A 570-nucleotide genomic window follows, 5' to 3' on the forward strand; every position below is an offset into this window, starting at 1 on the left:
ATCAATAGTGCTGCCCTCTTTCGGGGCCAATATGAGAACGGTCTGGTCCGTAATATCCGGCACCTCCAATATATCTTCGCAAGCGAAACATATTGACAAAACAGAAAATCCTATTCCCAGATATATTTTTCGCATCTACTAAAACTTAAGATATTCCCTTTCAACATGTACTTTGGAAGCCTTCAAATATGTTCCCGAGGGACAGTTTTGGTCTTCCGAAACCAAATTTTTGATAATTAGATTATCATATCGATTCTCTCCCCAACAAAACCCACTGTATCGATAACTGAAAATGGGCAGTTCTGAAAAGAAATAGCTTGTTTTGGAGGTGCCTTCGGTCAGTACCAATACCAAATTGTCAAATTTGTCTTTCTGAAGCTGTATAGCATCGGCTCGTAGAAAAATGTGGATATCCGCCTCCACAACTACCAGGTCGACACTGGTTACTATCTTATGATCTTGATCTGCTGCGATGTACTTTCGTAAATGTTTATGCGCTTCAGTATTCAAAATGGACGTCAAGCGCACTTTATCCAACAATTGCAAACGTAGGTATTTTGGTTTATAGGG

1 protein-coding gene is annotated in these 570 nt (G+C 39.8%); it reads right to left on the reverse strand.

Annotation, left to right across the window (positions count from 1 at the left end):
* Positions 1-138: 138 nt before the first annotated feature.
* Positions 139-570: hypothetical protein (locus tag GTQ34_RS16615; protein WP_208103917.1), on the reverse strand; the 432-nt coding region annotated here is incomplete at its 5' end.

The sequence above is a fragment of the Flagellimonas ochracea genome (genome assembly GCF_009903685.1).
Classification (GTDB): Bacteria; Bacteroidota; Bacteroidia; order Flavobacteriales; family Flavobacteriaceae; genus Flagellimonas; species Flagellimonas ochracea.